The 18,779-nt window shown below is 66.8% G+C and carries 18 protein-coding genes and 1 tRNA gene; 6 read left to right on the forward strand and 13 right to left on the reverse strand.

The genetic code is table 11. From position 1 onward, the window contains the following. Positions 1–33: 33 nt before the first annotated feature. From nuoK to E4V01_RS18485, 12 genes are all read right to left on the reverse strand, one after another. Positions 34–339, reverse strand: coding sequence for an NADH-quinone oxidoreductase subunit NuoK (gene nuoK, locus E4V01_RS18430; RefSeq protein WP_003598182.1), 306 nt, complete (start codon positions 337–339; stop codon positions 34–36). 5 nt (positions 340–344) lie between these two features. Beyond that, positions 345–965, reverse strand: a complete 621-nt coding sequence (locus E4V01_RS18435; RefSeq protein WP_056502646.1) for an NADH-quinone oxidoreductase subunit J — start codon at positions 963–965, stop codon at positions 345–347. Between the two features lie 209 nt (positions 966–1,174). Continuing rightward, positions 1,175–1,663, reverse strand: a complete 489-nt coding sequence (nuoI, locus tag E4V01_RS18440) for an NADH-quinone oxidoreductase subunit NuoI (RefSeq protein WP_056205043.1) — start codon at positions 1,661–1,663, stop codon at positions 1,175–1,177. Between the two features lie 84 nt (positions 1,664–1,747). Further along, positions 1,748–2,770, reverse strand: a complete 1,023-nt coding sequence (nuoH, locus tag E4V01_RS18445) for an NADH-quinone oxidoreductase subunit NuoH (RefSeq protein ID WP_003598188.1) — start codon at positions 2,768–2,770, stop codon at positions 1,748–1,750. 12 nt (positions 2,771–2,782) lie between these two features. Further along, entirely contained in the window at positions 2,783–4,849 is a 2,067-nt protein-coding gene (nuoG, locus tag E4V01_RS18450) for an NADH-quinone oxidoreductase subunit NuoG (protein ID WP_135299337.1), read from the reverse strand. Between the two features lie 49 nt (positions 4,850–4,898). Then, positions 4,899–5,414: a hypothetical protein gene (locus E4V01_RS18455; RefSeq protein ID WP_135299338.1), complete on the reverse strand. Its 516-nt coding sequence runs from the start codon at positions 5,412–5,414 to the stop codon at positions 4,899–4,901. Positions 5,415–5,419: 5 nt separating this feature from the next. Next, a complete protein-coding gene (gene nuoF / locus E4V01_RS18460) occupies positions 5,420–6,721 on the reverse strand; it encodes an NADH-quinone oxidoreductase subunit NuoF (RefSeq protein ID WP_060768783.1) in 1,302 nt (433 codons plus the stop codon). A gap of 10 nt (positions 6,722–6,731) precedes the next feature. Beyond that, entirely contained in the window at positions 6,732–7,970 is a 1,239-nt protein-coding gene (nuoE, locus tag E4V01_RS18465) for an NADH-quinone oxidoreductase subunit NuoE (protein WP_135299339.1), read from the reverse strand. Positions 7,971–7,988: 18 nt separating this feature from the next. Then, positions 7,989–9,179: an NADH-quinone oxidoreductase subunit D gene (locus tag E4V01_RS18470; protein ID WP_060768785.1), complete on the reverse strand. Its 1,191-nt coding sequence runs from the start codon at positions 9,177–9,179 to the stop codon at positions 7,989–7,991. An 11-nt stretch (positions 9,180–9,190) separates the two neighbouring features. Continuing rightward, a complete protein-coding gene (locus tag E4V01_RS18475; RefSeq protein ID WP_060768786.1) occupies positions 9,191–9,850 on the reverse strand; it encodes an NADH-quinone oxidoreductase subunit C in 660 nt (219 codons plus the stop codon). A gap of 11 nt (positions 9,851–9,861) precedes the next feature. Continuing rightward, the gene (locus tag E4V01_RS18480) at positions 9,862–10,449 is read right to left on the reverse strand and encodes an NADH-quinone oxidoreductase subunit B family protein (protein ID WP_003598199.1); all 588 of its coding nucleotides are present in this window, start codon (positions 10,447–10,449) and stop codon (positions 9,862–9,864) included. Between the two features lie 52 nt (positions 10,450–10,501). Next, positions 10,502–10,867 carry an NADH-quinone oxidoreductase subunit A gene (locus tag E4V01_RS18485; protein ID WP_003598200.1) on the reverse strand — a complete coding sequence of 122 codons (366 nt, stop codon included), beginning with the start codon at positions 10,865–10,867 and terminating at the stop codon, positions 10,502–10,504. A gap of 533 nt (positions 10,868–11,400) precedes the next feature. On the opposite strand from E4V01_RS18485, the gene E4V01_RS18490 reads away from it, so the two are divergent. Next, positions 11,401–11,477: transfer RNA gene (locus tag E4V01_RS18490), tRNA-Asp, on the forward strand. A 218-nt stretch (positions 11,478–11,695) separates the two neighbouring features. Beyond that, positions 11,696–12,184, forward strand: a complete 489-nt coding sequence (locus E4V01_RS18495) for a CAP domain-containing protein (protein WP_193763227.1) — start codon at positions 11,696–11,698, stop codon at positions 12,182–12,184. Positions 12,185–12,228: 44 nt separating this feature from the next. On the opposite strand, the gene E4V01_RS18500 is transcribed toward E4V01_RS18495, so the two are convergent. Next, complete coding sequence (locus tag E4V01_RS18500; protein WP_135299341.1) at positions 12,229–12,684, reverse strand: pseudoazurin; 456 nt, start codon at positions 12,682–12,684, stop codon at positions 12,229–12,231. 295 nt (positions 12,685–12,979) lie between these two features. Between E4V01_RS18500 and carB the strand changes: the two genes are divergently transcribed. The 4 genes from carB to E4V01_RS18520 all read left to right on the forward strand — a co-directional run bounded on the left by carB (position 12,980) and on the right by E4V01_RS18520 (position 18,698). Continuing rightward, on the forward strand, positions 12,980–16,453 hold the full coding sequence (carB, locus tag E4V01_RS18505; protein ID WP_135299342.1) for a carbamoyl-phosphate synthase large subunit: 3,474 nt from the start codon (positions 12,980–12,982) through the stop codon (positions 16,451–16,453). Positions 16,454–16,590: 137 nt separating this feature from the next. Beyond that, positions 16,591–17,067 (forward strand): transcription elongation factor GreA, encoded by a 477-nt coding sequence (greA, locus tag E4V01_RS18510; protein ID WP_181425498.1) that lies wholly within the window; start codon positions 16,591–16,593, stop codon positions 17,065–17,067. A gap of 5 nt (positions 17,068–17,072) precedes the next feature. Continuing rightward, complete coding sequence (locus tag E4V01_RS18515; protein ID WP_135299343.1) at positions 17,073–17,603, forward strand: hypothetical protein; 531 nt, start codon at positions 17,073–17,075, stop codon at positions 17,601–17,603. 33 nt (positions 17,604–17,636) lie between these two features. Next, the gene (locus tag E4V01_RS18520; RefSeq protein ID WP_135299361.1) at positions 17,637–18,698 is read left to right on the forward strand and encodes a mitochondrial fission ELM1 family protein; all 1,062 of its coding nucleotides are present in this window, start codon (positions 17,637–17,639) and stop codon (positions 18,696–18,698) included. Positions 18,699–18,779 lie beyond the last annotated feature (81 nt).

Here is an 18,779-nt window from a genome sequence, read left to right on the forward strand (position 1 = left end):
GAAGGGGACGGGGCTCTCTTCAGGGAGGCGGCGTCAGCCCTTCATCATGCTCACGTCCTCGACGGCGATGGAGCCGCGGTTGCGGAAGAACACCACCAGGATCGCCAGACCGATCGCGGCCTCGGCCGCGGCGACCGTCAGCACGAACAGGGCGAAAACCTGTCCGGTGATGTCGTTGAGGTGGGTCGAGAAGGCGACGAGGTTGATGTTCACGGCGAGCAGGATCAGCTCGACCGACATCAGGATGACGATGACGTTCTTGCGGTTGATGAAGATGCCGAGCACGCCGAGCGTGAACAGGATCGCGGCAACCGTCAGGTAGTGGCTCAATCCGATCATCGGCCTCAGACCTCCACACCCTGCCGCGAGGGCACCTTGATGGTATCGACCGCCATGCCCTGCGTGCGGGCGTTCTGTACGGCGATGTTCTGGCGCTTCACGCCGGTGCGCTCGCGCAGGGTCAGCACGATGGCGCCGATCATCGCCACCAGTAGGATCAGGCCGGCGATCTGGAAGGCGTAGACGTAGTCCGTGTAGAGCACCCGCCCGAGCGCCTCGGTGTTGGTCGCCGTCTCGCCATGGGCGGCGCGGCCGAGGGGCGCCTGCACGAGGCCCGGATCGATGGTCCAGGTGCCGACGACGAGAAGCAGCTCGATCAGGAAGATCGCGCCGATCAACCCGCCGATCGGCAAGTAGCGCTGGAAGCCCTGGCGGAGGGCCGCAAAGTCCACGTCGAGCATCATCACGACGAAGAGGAACAGCACTGCGACGGCGCCGACATAGACGACGACCAGGATCATCGCCAGGAACTCGGCGCCCATCAGCACAAACAGCCCGGCGGCGTTCACGAAGGCGAGGATCAGGAACAACACCGAGGTGACGGGGTTCCTGGCTGCGATCACCATGAAGCCCGAGGCCACGGCGAAGCCCGCGAAGAGATAGAAGAAGGCGGCGGCTGCGGTCATGCGATTTTCAGCATCGGCCGCCCAAGCGAGCGGCTCCCTTCTGCCTCGGTGGACCCTCGGCCGCAGGCGGCGGCCCGTCTAGCGCATCGAGAGCGAGGCGCTAGGTTCCTGTTTCCGCATCGTCTTTTTCCGAAGGCCGGAAGCCGCCGTTCGGGACGATGCTCTATAGAACTGGGCTGTGCGGCGCACAACCGATGTCGGCGGCCGAACTAGCGGTACGGCGCGTCGACCGCGATGTTGCGGGCGATTTCGCGCTCCCAGCGATCGCCGTTCTCAAGGAGCTTCTGCTTGTCGTAGAGCAGCTCCTCGCGGGTCTCGACCGAGAACTCGAAGTTCGGCCCCTCGACGATGGCATCCACCGGGCAGGCCTCCTGGCACATGCCGCAATAGATGCACTTCACCATGTCGATGTCGTAGCGCGTGGTGCGCCGCGTGCCGTCGTTGCGGCGCGGCCCCGCCTCGATGGTGATGGCCTGGGCCGGGCAGATCGCCTCGCAGAGCTTGCAGGCGATGCAGCGCTCTTCGCCGTTGGGATAACGGCGCAGGGCGTGCTCACCGCGGAAGCGCGGCCCGCGATGGCCCATCTCGAAGGGGTAGTTGATCGTGGCCTTCGGCTTGAAGAAGTATTTCATGGCGAGGAAGAACCCCGACACGAACTCCTTCAGGAGAAGGCTTCTGGCGACCTGATCGAGCTTCACGGCGCGATCTCCAATTCTGGAAGCATTTCCAAGCGAGGCGGTGACCGGCTCGCGTGAAGGAAATGCGACCTCACAAGGGGCGGTTCAGGCTCCCGGCGCGAGGCCAGTGAGCTTGAGGACGAAGGCGACGACGATGACCGAGATCAGGGAGAGCGGAAGGAAGACCTTCCAGCCGAGCCGCATGAGCTGGTCGTAGCGGTAGCGGGGCACCATGGCCTTCACCATGGCGATCATGAAGAAGAGAAAGCTGGCTTTGAGCGTGAACCAGATCACGCCGGGCACCCAGGTGAAGGGCACGAACGGGATCGGGGAGAGCCAGCCGCCAAGGAACAGGACCGTGCCGAGCGCGCACATGGTCATGATGGCCACGTACTCGCCGAGCATGAACAGCAGGTACGGCGTCGAGGAGTACTCGACCATGTAGCCCGCCACGAGCTCCGATTCGGCCTCCGGCAGGTCGAAGGGCGGGCGGTTGGTCTCGGCCAGGGCCGAGACGAAGAACACGCCGAACATCGGGAACAGCCAGAGCCAGTACCAGCCGAACAGGCCGAGCGCCGTGTCCTGCGCCATGACGATGCGCGAGAGGTTGAGCGAGCCGGCGCAGAGCAGCACGCAGATGATGACGAAGCCGAGCGAGACCTCGTAGGAGATCATCTGCGCCGCCGAGCGAAGCGCGCCGAGGAAGGCGTATTTCGAGTTCGAGGCCCAGCCGCCCATGATGACGCCGTAGACGCCGAGCGAGGAGATCGCGAAGATGTAGGTGATGCCGACATTGATGTCGGCGATCGCCCAGCCATCGGCGAGCGGGATCACCGCCCAGGACGCCAGCGCCAGCATCGCGAAGACCAGCGGTGCCAGCAGGAAGATCGCCTTGTTGGCGCCCGCCGGGATCACCGGCTCCTTCAGGACGAACTTCAGGAGATCGGCGAAAGACTGGAACAGGCCCCAGGGCCCGACCACGTTCGGGCCGCGGCGCAACTGCACCGCCGCCCAGATCTTGCGGTCGGCCAGCAGCGCGTAGGCGATGAAGACCAGGAGCGCGGCGAGGAGCACGAAACTCTTCAACGCGATCAGGAGGACGGTGCCGAGCACTTCCCAGAAGGTCATCGGTGGCGTCCCCTATTCCGCCGCTTCGAGGGCGCGGCCGCGGGCGAGGCCGGAACACTCGGCGAGCACCCGCGAAGCGCGGGCGATCGGGTTGGTGAGGTAGAAGTCGGCGACCGGCGAGGAGAAGGTTGCCTTCTCCGTCGCGGCCGGCAGAGCGGCAAGCCGATCGAGCGTGGCCGCAGCGTCGGACGACTCGACCTGTCCGACCGCCGCGAGATGCGGATGGGCGGCATACATCGCCTTACGCAGAGCGCCCAGCGAATCGTAGGGCAGGCGCTTGCCGAGCACGTCGGACAAGGCGCGCAGGATCGCCCAATCCTCGCGGGCGTCGCCCGGCGGGAAGCCGGCGCGGTTGGCCATCTGCACCCGACCCTCGAGGTTGACGTAGGTCGCGCTCTTCTCGGCGTAGGCGGCGCTCGGCAGGATCACGTCAGCGCGGCTCGCGCCGGCATCGCCGTGGGTGCCCTGATAGATCACGAAGGCGCCCGGCCCGATCACCCGCTCGTCGGCACCGAGGTTGAACACCACGTCGAGTGCCCCCGGCTCCAGCATCTGCGAGAAGCTCAAGCCCCCCTCCCCCGGCACGAAGCCGAGATCGAGGGCGCCGACGCGGGCAGCGGCGGTGTTGAGCACGCCGAAGCCGTTCCAGCCGTCGGTCACCGCGCCGACATCCTTCGCCAACGCCGCGGCGGCGGCGAGCGAACCGAGCCCGCCCTCGCCGACGATGACGAGCGGACGCTCGGCCTTTTTCAGCACATCGAGGAAGCTGTGCTCGCCCTTGGCGATCGAGGCCAGCGTGTCGGTGCCGGCGCCGAGATAGGTGTAGGGGTAGGTCAAGTCCGGCTGCTCGTCGAGGATCAGGCCGATCGAGACCGGGGCCATGCGCCAGCGCTTGCGGATGCGCACGTTTAGCAGCGAAGCCTCGGTGCGCGGGTTGGCGCCGACGATCAGGATTGCGTCCGCCTGCTCGATACCGGGGATGGTCGCGCCCAGCGTGTAGGCGGCCCGGCCCCAGGCCGGATCGATCGCCTCGCCGGTCTGGCGGGCGTCGAGATTGGTGACGCCGAGCGAACCCATCAGCGCCTTGAGGGCGAAGATTTCCTCCGCACCCGCGAGGTCGCCGACGAGGGCGCCGATGCGCTTGGGATCGGCGCCCTTCACCTTGGCGGCAATCGCCGAGAATGCCTCCCCCCAGGAAGCGGGACGCAGGCGGCCATTCTCGCGCAGGAACGGGCGGTCGAGGCGCTGGAGACGCAAGCCGTCGACGACGTGGCGAGTCTTGTCGGAGATCCACTCCTCGTTGATCTCCTCGCTGATACGCGGCTCGATCTGCATGACCTCGCGGCCGCGGGCATCGATGCGGATCGCGGAACCGACCGCATCCATCACGTCGACGGACTCGGTCTTGTGCAGCTCCCAGGGGCGCACGTTGTAGCTCTGCGGCAGGTGGACGAGCGCGCCGACCGGACAGAGGTCGGCGACGTTGCCCTGAAGCTCCGAGCCCATCGCCTGTTCGAGGTAGCTCGTGATCTCCATGTCCTCGCCGCGGCCGATCGCGCCGAGATCCGGCACGCCGGCCACCTCGGCGAGGAAGCGGACGCAGCGGGTGCAATGGATGCACCGGTTCATCGCCGTGCGCACCAGCGGGCCGATGTACTTCTCTTCGACCGCGCGCTTGTTCTCGTGATAGCGCGTCGAGTCGACGCCGTAGGCCATCGCCTGATCCTGCAGGTCGCAATGGCCGCCCTGGTCGCAGATCGGGCAATCGAGCGGGTGGTTGATGAGGAGGAACTCCATCACCCCCTCACGCGCCTTCTTCGTCGTGCCGGAACGCGTCAGCACCTCCGGCGGCTCGCCGTTGGGGCCGGGCCGGCAATCCTTCACCGCGTAGGCGCAGGAGGCGACGGGCTTGGGCGCGCCCTTCAGCTCGACGAGGCACATGCGGCAATTGCCGGCGATCGACAGCCGCTCGTGAAAGCAGAAGCGCGGGATCTCCGCGCACGCGATCTCGCAGGCCTGCAGCAAGGTGTAGTCGGCCGGAACATCGACCTCGGTGCCGTCGATGAGGATTTTGGTCACCGCGATATCTCCACTAGCAACCTGCGCCCTAGAAAACTGAGACTGAAACTCAAGAGCTCACTCTTTGCGTGCTCATTTCTACAGCCTCCGGAAACGGCACCCCAGCCTCCTTGCATTCGACCGGGTAAGTCTTGAACTTAGCAGATAGTACGCTCCCAATCTGATGAACACGGAATATCGCGGTAACAGATTTTTCCTTCTGAATAAAATCGAAGTTTTTGACAACCACACTCACGCAATAGAAATCGTCTTCGGGACTTGCCAAGAATCCCGAATCCGGTATTGGACCAAAAATCGAAGCTTTGATAATTTCTCGCTTCGACCCAACAAGTTGGGCACCGATAGCAAGATTCTCGACAAGCTGCTTGGCTAAGAAGCGTCTCATTTCAGCCGGCGAGACAGTCGGTCTCACAATTTTCGTTTCAGCGGCTGCACCTGCAGCCGCAGCGCCAGTCGTGCGAGCGCTCTCTACAACTCCAAGGCCGGAACTGCCGCAACCAGCCAAGCCGAGAGCTGAAACGCTGGCAATTCCCAAGGCTAGGCGTCGACGGTTGATGCCCCTCATCGCACTCACTCCGCCGCCATCGGCACCGCATCCATGTGCGGGTTGGCGCTGTACTGGTCGATCCGCTTCTCGATCTCGGGCCGGAAGTGCCGGATCAGGCCCTGGATCGGCCATGCCGCGGCGTCGCCCAGCGCGCAGATCGTGTGGCCCTCGACCTGCTTGGTGACTTCCAAGAGCATGTCGATCTCGCGCTTCTGCGCCCGGCCGGCAGCCATGCGGGTCAGCACGCGCCACATCCAGCCGGTGCCCTCGCGGCAGGGCGTGCACTGGCCGCAGCTCTCGTGCTTGTAGAAGTACGAGATGCGGGCGATCGCGCCGACGATGTCGGTCGACTTGTCGAGCACGATCACCGCCGCGGTGCCCAGGCCCGAGCCGAGGTTGCGCAGGGTGTCGAAGTCCATCTTGGCGTCGATGATCTGCTCGGCCGGCACCAGCGGCACCGAGGAGCCGCCGGGGATCGAGCAGAGCAGGTTGTCCCAGCCGCCGCGCATGCCGCCGCAATGCTTGTCGATCAGCTCGCGGAAGGTGATGCCGAGCTCTTCCTCGACGTTGCAGGGCTTGTTGACGTGGCCCGAGACGCAGAACAGCTTGGTGCCGGTGTTGTTCTTGCCGCCCAGCCCCGCGAACCACGCGCCGCCCCGGCGCAGGATCGTGCCGGCCACCGCGATCGACTCGACGTTGTTGACGGTCGTGGGGCAGCCATAGAGGCCCATATTGGCCGGGAAGGGCGGCTTCAGCCGCGGCATCCCTTTCTTGCCTTCCAGGCTCTCGATGAGCGCCGTTTCCTCGCCGCAGATGTAAGCGCCCGCGCCGTGGTGGACATAGATGTCGAACGGGTAATCGTGGACGTTCGACGGACCGACGAGACGCGCCTCGTAGGCCTCGTCCACCGCGCGCTGGAGCGCGAACTTCTCCGCCACGTACTCGCCGCGGATGTAGATGTAGCAGGCATGCGCGCCCATGGCGAAGGATGCCAGCATGCAGCCCTCGATCAGGAGATGCGGATCGTGCCGCATGATCTCCCGGTCCTTGCAGGTGCCCGGCTCCGATTCGTCGGCGTTGACGACGAGATAGTGCGGGCGACCATCGGATTTCTTGGGCATGAACGACCACTTGAGGCCGGTCGGGAAGCCCGCGCCACCACGGCCGCGCAGGCCGGAGCCCTTCATCTCGTCGATGATCCAGTCACGGCCCATGTCGAGGAGGAACTTTGTTCCATCCCAGGCGCCGCGCTTCTTCGCGGCGTCCAGCCCCGGCGAGTGCAGGCCGTAGAGATTGGTGAAGATGCGATCCTGATCGGCGAGCATGATCCGCTCCTCAGCCCCTGCTGCCGGCGAGATCGGACGCCTGTCCGACCCAGTTCTCCCGGTCGATCCGTCCCGGGAAGGCGAGGTAGGCGCTCACCCAGGCGACCTCCGTCGGCGACCACGCAGCGACCTGATCGTAGTGCCAGACGCCGAGATCGTTGAGACGGCGCTGGTTGATCGGGCCGATGCCCTTGATCTTGGTCAGGTCGTCCGGCCGGTCGTCGCGGGGGGTGTCGAGCCCCTTGGGACGGGTGCCGGCGGCGTCGGCCCGGGCTTCCGGGTTCTCACCCTCGGACACGTCGTTGCCCGCGCCGATCGTGGCCGGCTGCTGCGGCGGCTCGGTGCGCAGGCGCCTGTCCTCTTCGACGGCCGGGTCCTGGGCGGCCGGCGCCTTCGCGTCGCGCGCCTGAGCCCGATCCTCCGGCTTGACCGGCGTTTCGCCCGCGCTCGCCCGCTCGGCGGGGGCATCGACGGCGTTCGACTCGTTGGCGCGCCCGGACGACGGACGGGCCGGCTTGGTCTCGTCCTTGACGCGGGCCTCGGTCGAGGCGGCCTCGTCCTTCTTGACGCTCTCTCCGCCCTGGTCGGCGCCCTCGGTCTGCTCGAAGCGCTTGCGCCATGCGCCGACGCGGGAGCCGTCGAACAGCGACTCGTCCGTCAGGGTGTTGACCGCATCCTTCGGCTCGGAGGAGACCCGGCCGATCTGCGAGCCGACCTTCACGGGGCGGCCGGCGGCGAGGTCGTCCATGAGCTTGTTCAGGCTCTCGGGCGTGAGGTCCTCGTAATAGTCCTGATTGATCTGCACCATCGGCGCGTTGCAGCAGGCGCCGAGGCATTCCACTTCGAGCCAGGAGAAATTGCCGTCCGGCGAGACGTGGCCTGCCGGGCCGAGGCGCTCGTGGAGCGCGGCCTTCAATTCCTTCGCCCCGCAGCAATCGCAGGGCACGGTGCCGCAGAGCTGGATCCAGAACCGGCCGACCGGCTCCAGGGCGAACATCGTGTAGAAGGTCGCGACCTCCAGCACGCGGATATGCGGCATGCCGAGTTCGTCGGCGACCGCCTCGATCGCCTTCTGCGGCAGCCAGCCACCGTTCTGCTCCTGCGCCTTCCACAGGAGCGGGATGACGGCCGAGGCCTGCCGGCCTTCCGGATATTTCGCGATCTGGCCGCGAGCCCAGTCAGCGTTCTCGGGCGTGAACGCGAAGTCCTGGGGCTGCTCGGCGGCGGGGGCTAGCCTGCGGTTGGCCATGACGTTCGACCCGTCTCCTCAGCGGTCCACTTCGCCGAACACGATGTCGAGCGTGCCGAGCACGCAGGACACGTCGGCGAGCAGGTGGCCGCGGCACATCCAATCCATCGCTTGAAGGTGGGCGAAGCCCGGAGCGCGGATCTTGCAGCGGTAGGGTTTGTTGGTGCCGTCGGAGACGAGGTAGACGCCGAACTCGCCCTTGGGGGCTTCGACCGCGGCGTAGACCTCGCCCTCGGGCACGTGGAAGCCCTCGGTGTAGAGCTTGAAGTGGTGGATGAGCGCCTCCATCGAGCGCTTCATCTCCCGGCGCGGCGGCGGCGCGAACTTGCCGTCGATCGAGGCGATCGGGCCCCCACCTGCGGGCTCGCGCAGCTTGGCCACGCATTGCCGCATGATCTTCACGGATTCCCGCATCTCTTCCATGCGGATCACCTGGCGATCGTAGGTGTCGCCGTTCTTCCCCACGGGGATGTCGAACTCCATCTCCTCGTAGAGTTCGTAGGGCTGCGACTTGCGCAGATCCCACGGGATGCCGGAGCCGCGCACCATCACGCCGGAGAAGCCCCAGGCCATCGCCTCGTCGACCGAGACGATGCCGATATCGACGTTGCGCTGCTTGAAGATGCGGTTGGCCATGACGAGGTTGTCGAGGTCGTCGACCACCTTCAGGAACGGGTCGCAGAACGCCTCGATGTCGTCGATCAGCGCGGGCGGCAGATCCTGGTGCACGCCGCCGGGCCGGAAGTAGTTGGCGTGGAGCCGAGCGCCCGATGCGCGCTCGTAGAAGATCATCAGCTTCTCGCGCTCCTCGAAGCCCCACAGGGGCGGCGTCAGCGCGCCGACGTCCATCGCCTGCGTGGTGACGTTGAGGAGGTGGGAGAGCAGCCGCCCGATCTCGCAGAACAGGGTGCGGATGAGCTGGGCCCGGCGCGGCACCTCGATGCCCGCAAGCCGCTCGATCGCGAGGCAGAAGGCGTGCTCCTGATTCATCGGCGCGACGTAGTCGAGCCGGTCGAAATAGGGCGTCGCCTGGAGGTAGGTCTTGTGCTCGATCAGCTTCTCGGTGCCCCGGTGCAGCAGCCCGATATGCGGATCGACCCGCTCGACCACCTCGCCGTCGAGCTCGAGCACGAGGCGCAACACGCCGTGCGCCGCCGGGTGTTGCGGCCCGAAATTGATCGAGAAGTTGCGGATGTTGTGTTCGGTCATCGCCGCAGCCTTCAGCTCGACGTCTTCTCATCGCCCGGGAGCACGTAATCCGTGCCCTCCCACGGCGAGAGAAAATCGAAGTTGCGGAACTCCTGGGTCAGCTTGACCGGCTCGTAGACGACGCGCGCCTCGTCCTGGTCGTAGCGGACCTCGACGAAGCCGGTCAGCGGGAAGTCTTTTCGGAGCGGATGGCCCTCGAAACCGTAATCCGTGAGCAGCCGGCGCAGGTCGGGATGGCCCGAGAACAGGATGCCGTAGAGGTCGTAGGTCTCGCGCTCGTACCAGTTGGCCGCCGGAAAGACGGGGATCGCGGAGGGCACCGGGGTCGCGGCGTCCGTCTGCACCTTCACGCGCACCCGCATGTTATGACGCAAGGAGAGCAGGTGGTAGACGACGTCGAAGCGGCGCGCCCGCTGCGGGTAATCGACGCCGCAGATGTCGATGAAGCAGCGGAAGGCGCAGGCCGGCTCGTCGCGCAGGTAGGTCAGCGCGTAGACGATGTCGCTGCCCTGGACGACGAGCGTCAGCTCGCCATGGGCGATGGCCCATTCGGTGACCGCCGGGCCGAGCGCTCCGGCGATCCGCCCGCCCATGGCTCGCAGAGCGTCCTCGCCCTGAGCGGCCGCGACGGTGCGGCGAAGCGTGATGCCGTTGGTGGTGATGGCCTCCATCGCGCCCTCCCTCACCGCTCGATCGTACCGATGCGGCGGATCTTCCGCTGCAGCAGCAGGACGCCGTAGAGCAGGGCCTCGGCGCTCGGCGGGCAGCCCGGCACATAGATATCCACCGGCACCACCCGGTCGCAGCCGCGCACCACCGAGTAGGAGTAGTGGTAGTAGCCGCCGCCGTTGGCACAGGAGCCCATGGAGATGACGTAGCGCGGCTCCGGCATCTGGTCGTAGACCTTGCGCAGGGCCGGGGCCATCTTGTTGGTCAGCGTGCCGGCGACGATCATCACGTCGGATTGCCGCGGCGAACCGCGCGGCGCGAAGCCGAAGCGCTCGCAGTCGTAGCGCGGCATCGACATCTGCATCATCTCGACCGCGCAGCAGGCGAGACCGAAGGTCATCCACATCAACGAGCCGGTGCGGGCCCAGTTGATGAGCTCGTCGGCGCTGGTGACGAGGAAGCCGCGGTCCGCCAGCTCGTCGTTGATCGACAGGAAGGTCGGATCGTTCGCGCCGATCGGACGCCCGGTCGCGGGATCGATGATCCCTTTGGGCGCCGGCGCGATGTCGGGCGCGCGGGAGAAGGTCGGAGTCAGGGCCATCTCTGCCTCTGAGCGAGAGCGGGAGGGAAACGACGCGAGAAGAACTGCGCCGCTAGTCCCATTCGAGGGCGCCCTTGCGCCACTCGTAGACGAAGCCGACGGTGAGAACGCCGAGGAAGATCATCATCGACCAGAAGCCGAACCAGCCGAGTTCCCCGAAGGTGATCGCCCAGGGGAACAAGAAGGCGACCTCGAGGTCGAAGATGATGAACAGGATCGCCACGAGATAGAAGCGCACGTCGAACTTCATGCGCGCGTCATCGAAGGCGTTGAAGCCACATTCGTAAGCCGAGAGCTTTTCCGGATCGGGGCTCGAATAGGCCACGATGAAGGGAGCAATCAGCAGCGCCACTGCGATGAACAGCGACACACCGAGGAAGATGATGAGCGGCAGGTAATCCGCCAATAGGCCGGTCATGCCGCACCTCTCATGTGGTTGCGCGTGAGGATCATGAAGGACGGCCCTCGCGACGGCTTACGGCCCGTGGAATCCCCGAGATGGAATTCCTCCAATGCCAGACTGAGCGCGGGCGAGGCTTAGACGAGCCCCCCCGGCGAAACAAGGGCATTGCGCGTCGCACAATCACCTCTTTCGCTGACAGATGGGGGTATTCGTGCACCGGACGACGGGACGGAATCGGCGCATGCCGTGCACGATTGACCATCGCCGTTTCATCCCCGTCGCTTCATCGACTACCGACCTTGGTATCTGGCATACCAGCGTCGATGATCGCAAGCACGGCCCGGCGGCGGCCAAGAAGCCCCCGACGCAGCACCCGAACGGCAGCAGCGACGCGCTACGCCTGTCCTCCTTTGGGGTTTTGGGCGGCGTTTCCGCGAACCGTCGTCGGAGCGTCGCATTTCCCCAATCGGCTGCTTGACAGCCCGGGGCGCCCCACATAAACCCCGCCTCGTCGCCGACACGAGCCCAGCCGGCCGGCGACGCAGAACGCGGGCGTAGCTCAGTTGGTTAGAGTGCCGGCCTGTCACGCCGGAGGTCGCGGGTTCGAGCCCCGTCGCCCGCGCCATGGTCCCGATGTCGATCCGACCGGGACACCAGAACTTCACCTTCCTCGGACAAGTTTTTCCATCGCTGCGTGATGAGCGTGCGGTGCCGTTCGCCTTGTCCGGCGTGACCGATGCGCCACAACCGGCGCGATGTGGCGGGTCCGAGCGGAGGGTGCCCCGGTTTCGCCGCAACGGACAGGGAAGCGGGCGCATCCGACTCACGCTGCAGCCCCCTCCGATGCCGAATCTGCGCCTCTCCGCCGCCGCGGCCCTCTTCGCCCTGACACTGGCCGGCTGCGGGGGATCACCCGTTCTCGATGCGGGCGTACCGGCCGTGCCGGCGATCCTCGACGAACAGGCCGCCGCCGCCGCGCTCTCCCGCTACAGAGCGCAGCACGGGCTGAGCGCCGTCGTCATCGATTCCCGTCTGATCACCGCGGCCTCGTTCCAGGCACAAGCCAATGCGCGAGCCGGGCGGCTCAGCCACGAGATCGCCGGAAGCTTCGACAGCCGCATGGCGGGCGCCGGTTTCGGCCGGCGCTACGCCTCGGAGAACCTGAGCGCCGGGTCCGAGACCTTCGATCAGGTGCTCGCCCGCTGGAAGGCCTCGCCCGAGCACAACCGCAACATGCTGATGCCGCAGCTCCGGCGCGTCGGCATCGCCCGGTTCGATGCTCCAGGGACGCGCTACAAGCGCTTCTGGGCGCTGGTGATGGCCGGTGACTGAGGCGAAGCGGCCCGAGCCCGACGCGGCCGGGCCACCCGTCACCGCTACCGAACCTGCGCGAAGAGCGGATCCAGGCGCTTCTGCGTCAGCTTGTTGTGCGGGACGCTCTTGTTGTTGTGCGGGACGCTCTTGGCGGCCTCCAGGTTGTCGCGCTTGTCGCCGACGACCACGAGGGCGACCATCCCCATCATGTAATGCGGCGCGCATTTGAAGCCGTAGACGCCCTCCTTGTCGAACTTGACCACGGCTTCCTGACCGACGGTCGTTTTGACGATGTCGGCGCCGTCCGGCGCCATGCCCTTGATCGTCTCGACGTTGTGCCCCTTGTCGGTCGGCAGGAACTTGATGCTGTCGCCGGGCTTCAGCCGCACGAGCGCGGGATCGAACACCATCATCCCGCCCGGCCCGCTGTTGAGCATCTTGACCGCCACTTCGTCGGCCGCCGCCGGCAAGGCGATGGCGAGCGTGGCGGCACTGATCAGGACCCTGAAGCTCATCATTCGCTTTCTCGTATTAATTCTTAAGATAATCGACGATCTCCATCGAATACTACGACATATCGAGTCATTCTTCAGGCATCAAATCGATAATTACTTTCAAAATCGAATTATTATACTTTGAAATACGTTCTCCGAGAAGCGTCATGGGGCTGGACGGGCTGGGCCTTTCAAACCTACGCGGCTGCGTGTAAACGCGGGGCTTGACGATCATCCCAGCGCCTGCGCCCCCTTGGCGCCGCCTTCGAAACGGCGGTGCGCGAGGGCGAGCGCGCGCGAACTCGCTTCAAGGCGCTCAATGCCGAAACGCACCGACATCTCCTCCATTCTCATCATCGGTGCGGGCCCCATCATCATCGGGCAGGCCTGCGAATTCGATTATTCCGGCACCCAGGCCTGCAAGGCCCTGCGGGAAGAGGGCTACCGGATTGTTCTGGTGAACTCGAACCCGGCAACGATCATGACCGACCCGGACATGGCCGACGCGACCTATGTCGAGCCGATCACCCCGGAGATCGTCGCCAAGATCATCGAGAAGGAGCGGCCCGACGCGCTGCTGCCCACCATGGGCGGACAGACGGCGCTCAACTGCGCACTCTCGCTGAAGCGCATGGGCGTGCTGGAAGAGTTCGGCGTGCAGATGATCGGCGCGACGGCCGAGGCCATCGACAAGGCGGAGGACCGCAACCTCTTCCGCGACGCAATGACCAAGATCGGCCTGGAGACCCCGAAATCGGAACTCGCCAACGCCTCGGCCGCCAAGAAGGCCGATCGCGACCGCTATCTCGCCGAGAAGGCGCGCATTGAGGCAGCGCAATCGGACCCAGCCGTCCGCGCGGCGGCGCTCGCCGAGTTCGATCGGCAATGGAGCGGGGCTGAGGGCGACCGGCGGCGGCGTTACATCGAGCACGCCCTGGGTCAGGCGCTGATCGCGCTGGCGGAAGTCGGCCTGCCGGCGATCATCCGCCCCTCCTTCACCATGGGCGGCACCGGCGGCGGCATCGCCTACAACCGCGAGGAGTTCCTCGAGATCGTCGAGCGCGGCATCGACGCCTCGCCGACCAACGAGGTGCTGATCGAGGAGAGCGTGCTCGGCTGGAAGGAGTACGAGATGGAGGTCGTCCGCGATAAGGCGGATAACTGCATCATCGTCTGCTCCATCGAGAACCTCGATCCGATGGGCGTGCATACCGGCGACTCGATCACCGTCGCCCCGGCCCTGACGCTCACCGACAAAGAATATCAGGTGATGCGCGATGCCTCCCTCGCGGTCCTGCGCGAGATCGGCGTCGAGACCGGCGGCTCGAACGTGCAGTTCGCGATCGACCCGAAGACGGGCCGGATGATCGTGATCGAGATGAACCCGCGCGTGTCGCGCTCCTCGGCGCTGGCCTCGAAGGCCACCGGTTTCCCGATCGCCAAGGTCGCGGCCAAGCTCGCCGTCGGCTACACGCTCGATGAAATCGCCAACGACATCACCGGCGGCGCGACCCCGGCCTCGTTCGAGCCGACGATCGACTACGTCGTCACCAAGATCCCGCGCTTCGCCTTCGAGAAATTCCCCGGCGCCGAGCCGACGCTGACCACCGCGATGAAGTCGGTGGGCGAGGCCATGGCGATCGGCCGCTGCTTTGCCGAATCGCTGCAGAAGGCCCTGCGCTCGCTCGAGACGGGGCTGACCGGCCTCGACGAGATCGAGATCGAGGGTCTCGGCAAGGGCGACGACCACAACGCGATCAAGGCCGCGCTCGGCACGCCGACGCCGGACCGGCTGCTCAAGGTCGCGCAGGCCATGCGGCTCGGGATCAGCCACGAGGAGATCTACGCCTCCTGCGCGATCGATCCGTGGTTCCTCGAGCAGCTCCAGGCCATCGTCGATCTGGAGAACCGGGTGAAGGCGCATGGCCTGCCCAAGACCCCGGGCGCCTTCCGCCAGCTCAAGGCCGCCGGCTTCTCCGACGCGCGGCTGGCCGTGCTGACCGCCACCGACGAGGACGCCGTGCGCGCCGCCCGCCGGGGCTTGGGCGTACGCCCGGTCTTCAAGCGGATCGACACCTGCGCCGCCGAGTTCAAGGCACCGACCGCCTACATGTACTCGACCTACGTCGCCCCCTTCGCCGGCCAGAATGCGGACGAGGCGTACCCGTCGGACAGGAAGAAGGTCATCATCCTGGGCGGCGGCCCGAACCGGATCGGCCAGGGCATCGAGTTCGACTATTGCTGCTGCCACGCCTGCTTCGCACTCACCGAGGCCGGCTACGAGACCATCATGGTCAACTGCAACCCGGAGACGGTCTCGACCGACTACGACACCTCCGACCGGCTCTACTTCGAACCGCTCACCGAAGAGGATGTCCTGGAGATCGTCGAGACCGAGCGGCAGGCAGGCACGCTCCACGGCGTGATCGTGCAGTTCGGCGGCCAGACCCCGCTCAAGCTCGCGCGCGCCCTGGAGGCCGCCGGTGTCCCGATCCTTGGCACCTCGCCCGACGCCATCGACCTTGCCGAGGACCGCGACCAGTTCAAGCGCCTGCTGGACAAGCTCGGCCTCAAGCAGCCCAAGAACGGCATCGCCTACTCGGTGGAGCAGAGCCGGCTCGTCGCAGCCGAACTCGGCCTGCCCTTCGTGGTACGCCCGAGCTACGTGCTCGGCGGGCGGGCCATGGCGATCATCCGCGACGAGACGCAGTTCGCCGAGTACCTGCTCGGCACCCTGCCGAGCCTGATCCCCTCCGACATCAAGGCGCGCTACCCCAACGACAAGACGGGGCAGATCAACACGGTGCTGGGCAAGAACCCGCTCCTGTTCGACCGCTACCTGTCCGACGCGACCGAGGTCGATGTCGATGCGGTCTGCGACGGCGCGACCGTGTTCATCGCCGGCATCATGGAGCACATCGAGGAGGCGGGCATCCACTCGGGCGATTCCGCCTGCTCGCTGCCGCCGCGCACGCTCTCGCCCGAGATCATCACGGAGTTGGAGCGGCAGACCAAGGCGATGGCGCTGGCCCTCAAGGTCGGCGGCCTGATGAACGTGCAGTACGCGATCAAGGACGGCACGATCTACGTGCTGGAGGTGAACCCGCGCGCCTCGCGCACGGTACCCTTCGTCGCCAAGGTGATCGGCGAACCGATCGCCAAGATCGCCGCGCGGATCATGGCCGGCGAGTCCCTCGACAGCTTCGGTCTCAAGCCGAAGCGGCTCGACCACATCGCGGTGAAGGAGGCGGTGTTCCCGTTCGCCCGCTTCCCCGGCGTCGACGTGCTGCTCGGGCCGGAGATGCGCTCGACCGGCGAGGTGATCGGACTGGATGCCGGGTTCGGCGTGGCCTTCGCCAAGAGCCAGCTCGGATCGGGCACGGCGGTGCCGCGCACCGGTACCGTGTTCGTCTCCGTGCGCGATGACGACAAGCCGCGGGTGCTGCCGGCGATCCGGCAGCTCTCCGGCCTCGGCTTCACCATCCTCGCGACCGGCGGCACGCAGCGCTACCTGGCGGATGAGGGTATCCCGACCCAGCGCATCAACAAGGTGCTGGAGGGCCGTCCCCACATCGTCGATTCGATCAAGAACGGCGACATCGCGCTGGTCATCAACACGACCGAGGGTGCCGGTGCGCTGTCCGACTCACGCTCGCTCCGGCGGGCGGCCCTCTTGCATAAAGTGCCGTACTACACCACTCTCGCCGGCGCGATGGCGGCGGCCGAGGGGATCAAGGCCTATCTCGAAGGCGATCTTCAGGTTCGCGCCTTGCAGGAATACTTCGCGGCCTAAATAGACGTTCGTGTGCCGGGCGGCCCGCCGAGCGGAAGCGGGCGGCCCGAAAGCACACAATCAAGAGCCGTTATCCCGGCCCGGAAGGAGCATGTCGCTCCGGCCGGGCCTCTTCATTGTGGCGCGAGACCATGAGCATCGACAAGCTTCCCATCACGGCACGCGGCTACGCAGCCCTCGAGGAGGAGCTGAAGCGTCGCCAGCAGGTGGAACGCCCCCGGATCATCCAGGCGATCTCCGAAGCCCGCGCGCTCGGCGACCTTTCCGAGAATGCCGAGTACCATGCGGCCAAGGAGGCCCAGTCCCACAACGAGGGCCGGGTGCTCGAACTGGAGAGCATGATCGCGCGCGCCGAGATCATCGACACTTCGAAGCTGTCGGGCGCCAAGATCAAGTTCGGCGCCCGCGTGAAACTCGTGGACGAGGACACCGAGGAGGAGAAGACCTACCAGCTCGTCGGCGAGCCGGAGGCGGATGTGCGCGAGGGCCGCGTCTCGATCTCCTCGCCCATCGCCCGCGCCCTGATCGGCAAGGCCGTCGGCGACACGGTGGAAGTCACGACCCCCGGCGGCGGCAAGTCCTACGAGGTCGTCGCCGTCGAGTGGGGAGCCTGACCCGCATGCGCGTCCCCGGCCTCGCGGCCGCGCTCGGCCTCCTGGCCGGGGTCGTGCTCGGCGTCCCGGCCGCGGCGCAGGACTTCGACCGGGTTGACTTCGACCGGGTTGACTTCGACCGGGTCGGCGGCGTCGCCGTCGATGTGCGCCCCCTGCAGGTTTATGCCCGTGGTCCGCAGACGGAGCTTCTGCGCGCGGACCTGACCGAGGCGATGCGGCGCAGTTTCGGTGACCGCATCGTCCGCGGTGCGCCGACGCTGGTGGTGCGCGTGAGCGGCCTGTCGCTCGCGGCCTATGGCGGTGCGCAGGGCGGCGACCGCAGCAGCCTGGGCGGCAGCGGCACGACGGATTACCTCGACGGCGAAGCGCTGCTGGTCGGCCGTGGCGGCGAGATCCTCGCGCGCCATCCCCAGCTCTCGGCCCTGCCCGCGAGTTCCGGCGGCGCGTGGTACGATCCGGCCTCCGAGCGGCGGCGGGTCGCGGCCCTTGCCGAGCACTACGCGCAGTGGCTGCGGCGCCGGCTCCCGGCCCAGTAGGCCGGGTTTGGTGGGATCGAAGGTTTGCGTCGCGTGAACGAACAGGGGCCGGTGAAGCCCGACGGCAGCGGACTGCCGGAACTCGCGCGGGCCCGCGCCTGGATCCTCACCGACGGCAAGGCCGGCGACGAGAACCAGTGCATCGGCATCGCCGAGGCGCTCGGCCTCACCTACGAGACGCGGCGGATTCCGGACGGACGGCCCCTGACCTGGATGGCCCCGTGGGGGCCGATCGACCCGCGGGACGCGCCGGGCCGATCCGGCGGCCTGCTGCAAGGCCCGCTTCCCGATCTCCTGATCGCGTCGGGGCGGCGCTCCGTACCCTATCTGCGCGCCGTGCGACGCGCCTCGGGCGAGAAGACCTTCACGGCCTTCCTCAAGGATCCGCGCACCGGCCACGACACCGCGGATTTCATCTGGGTTCCCGACTACGACGACCTGCGCGGCCCCAACGTCTTCACCACGCTCACCGCGCCGCATCCCGTCTCCCGCGCCCGGCTCGACGCCGCCCGCACGACCCCCGATCCGCGTCTCGCGCGCCTGCCCTGGCCGCGCATCGCCGTGCTGATCGGCGGGGACAGCCGGCATCTGCGTTACCGCCAAGCCGATATGCAGCGGCTGGTGCGCGATCTCACCAAGCTCGCCGATGGCGGCTGCTCGCTGATGTTGACGGTCTCCCGGCGCACGCCGCCGGACCTGCGCACCGCCCTCGAAAACCTGGTGAAGGACAAGGGCGGCTTCTTCTGGGACGGCACCGGCGAGAACCCTTACGTCGGCATGCTGGCGATCGCCGACCACATCGTCGTCACCTCCGATTCCGCCAACATGGTGGGCGAGGCCGCGAGCACCGGCGTGCCCCTCCTCCTATTCGATCTGCCGCGCACCTATATCCGGCATCGGCGGATGTTTGCGGGCCTCGCCATGGCCGGCGCGCTGAAGCCGTTCATCGGGCGCCTGGAAGCGCTGCGCTACGCCCCGATCGACGCGACACCGGAGATCGCTGCCGCCTTGGCGGAAGCATACATGGGCCACCGTCGACGCTGGGCGGAGGCGCGACCGGCGGTGTCCGTCCCGCTGGGACGGCCTGAGACGTGACCGGCGCGCGGCCCGCGCGGTGAAAGAAATCTTTGTCCTCGCGGTGTCAGACTGCACGCGAGGATCGACAGGACGGGAAGA

The sequence above is a fragment of the Methylorubrum sp. Q1 genome (genome assembly GCF_004683995.1).
In the GTDB taxonomy this organism is placed as follows: domain Bacteria; phylum Pseudomonadota; class Alphaproteobacteria; order Rhizobiales; family Beijerinckiaceae; genus Methylobacterium.

Coding starts and splice junctions, on each gene's coding strand:
- nuoK (WP_003598182.1), bottom strand. CDS start 339: ATGATCGGATTGAGCCACTACCTGACGGTTGCCGCGATCCTGTTCACG.
- E4V01_RS18435 (WP_056502646.1), bottom strand. CDS start 965: ATGACCGCAGCCGCCGCCTTCTTCTATCTCTTCGCGGGCTTCGCCGTG.
- nuoH (WP_003598188.1), bottom strand. CDS start 2,770: ATGACCTTCTGGGAAGTGCTCGGCACCGTCCTCCTGATCGCGTTGAAG.
- E4V01_RS18455 (WP_135299338.1), bottom strand. CDS start 5,414: ATGAGGGGCATCAACCGTCGACGCCTAGCCTTGGGAATTGCCAGCGTT.
- nuoF (WP_060768783.1), bottom strand. CDS start 6,721: ATGCTCGCCGATCAGGATCGCATCTTCACCAATCTCTACGGCCTGCAC.
- nuoE (WP_135299339.1), bottom strand. CDS start 7,970: ATGGCCAACCGCAGGCTAGCCCCCGCCGCCGAGCAGCCCCAGGACTTC.
- E4V01_RS18470 (WP_060768785.1), bottom strand. CDS start 9,179: ATGACCGAACACAACATCCGCAACTTCTCGATCAATTTCGGGCCGCAA.
- E4V01_RS18475 (WP_060768786.1), bottom strand. CDS start 9,850: ATGGAGGCCATCACCACCAACGGCATCACGCTTCGCCGCACCGTCGCG.
- E4V01_RS18480 (WP_003598199.1), bottom strand. CDS start 10,449: ATGGCCCTGACTCCGACCTTCTCCCGCGCGCCCGACATCGCGCCGGCG.
- E4V01_RS18485 (WP_003598200.1), bottom strand. CDS start 10,867: ATGACCGGCCTATTGGCGGATTACCTGCCGCTCATCATCTTCCTCGGT.
- E4V01_RS18495 (WP_193763227.1), top strand. CDS start 11,696: ATGCCGAATCTGCGCCTCTCCGCCGCCGCGGCCCTCTTCGCCCTGACA.
- E4V01_RS18500 (WP_135299341.1), bottom strand. CDS start 12,684: ATGATGAGCTTCAGGGTCCTGATCAGTGCCGCCACGCTCGCCATCGCC.
- carB (WP_135299342.1), top strand. CDS start 12,980: ATGCCGAAACGCACCGACATCTCCTCCATTCTCATCATCGGTGCGGGC.
- E4V01_RS18515 (WP_135299343.1), top strand. CDS start 17,073: ATGCGCGTCCCCGGCCTCGCGGCCGCGCTCGGCCTCCTGGCCGGGGTC.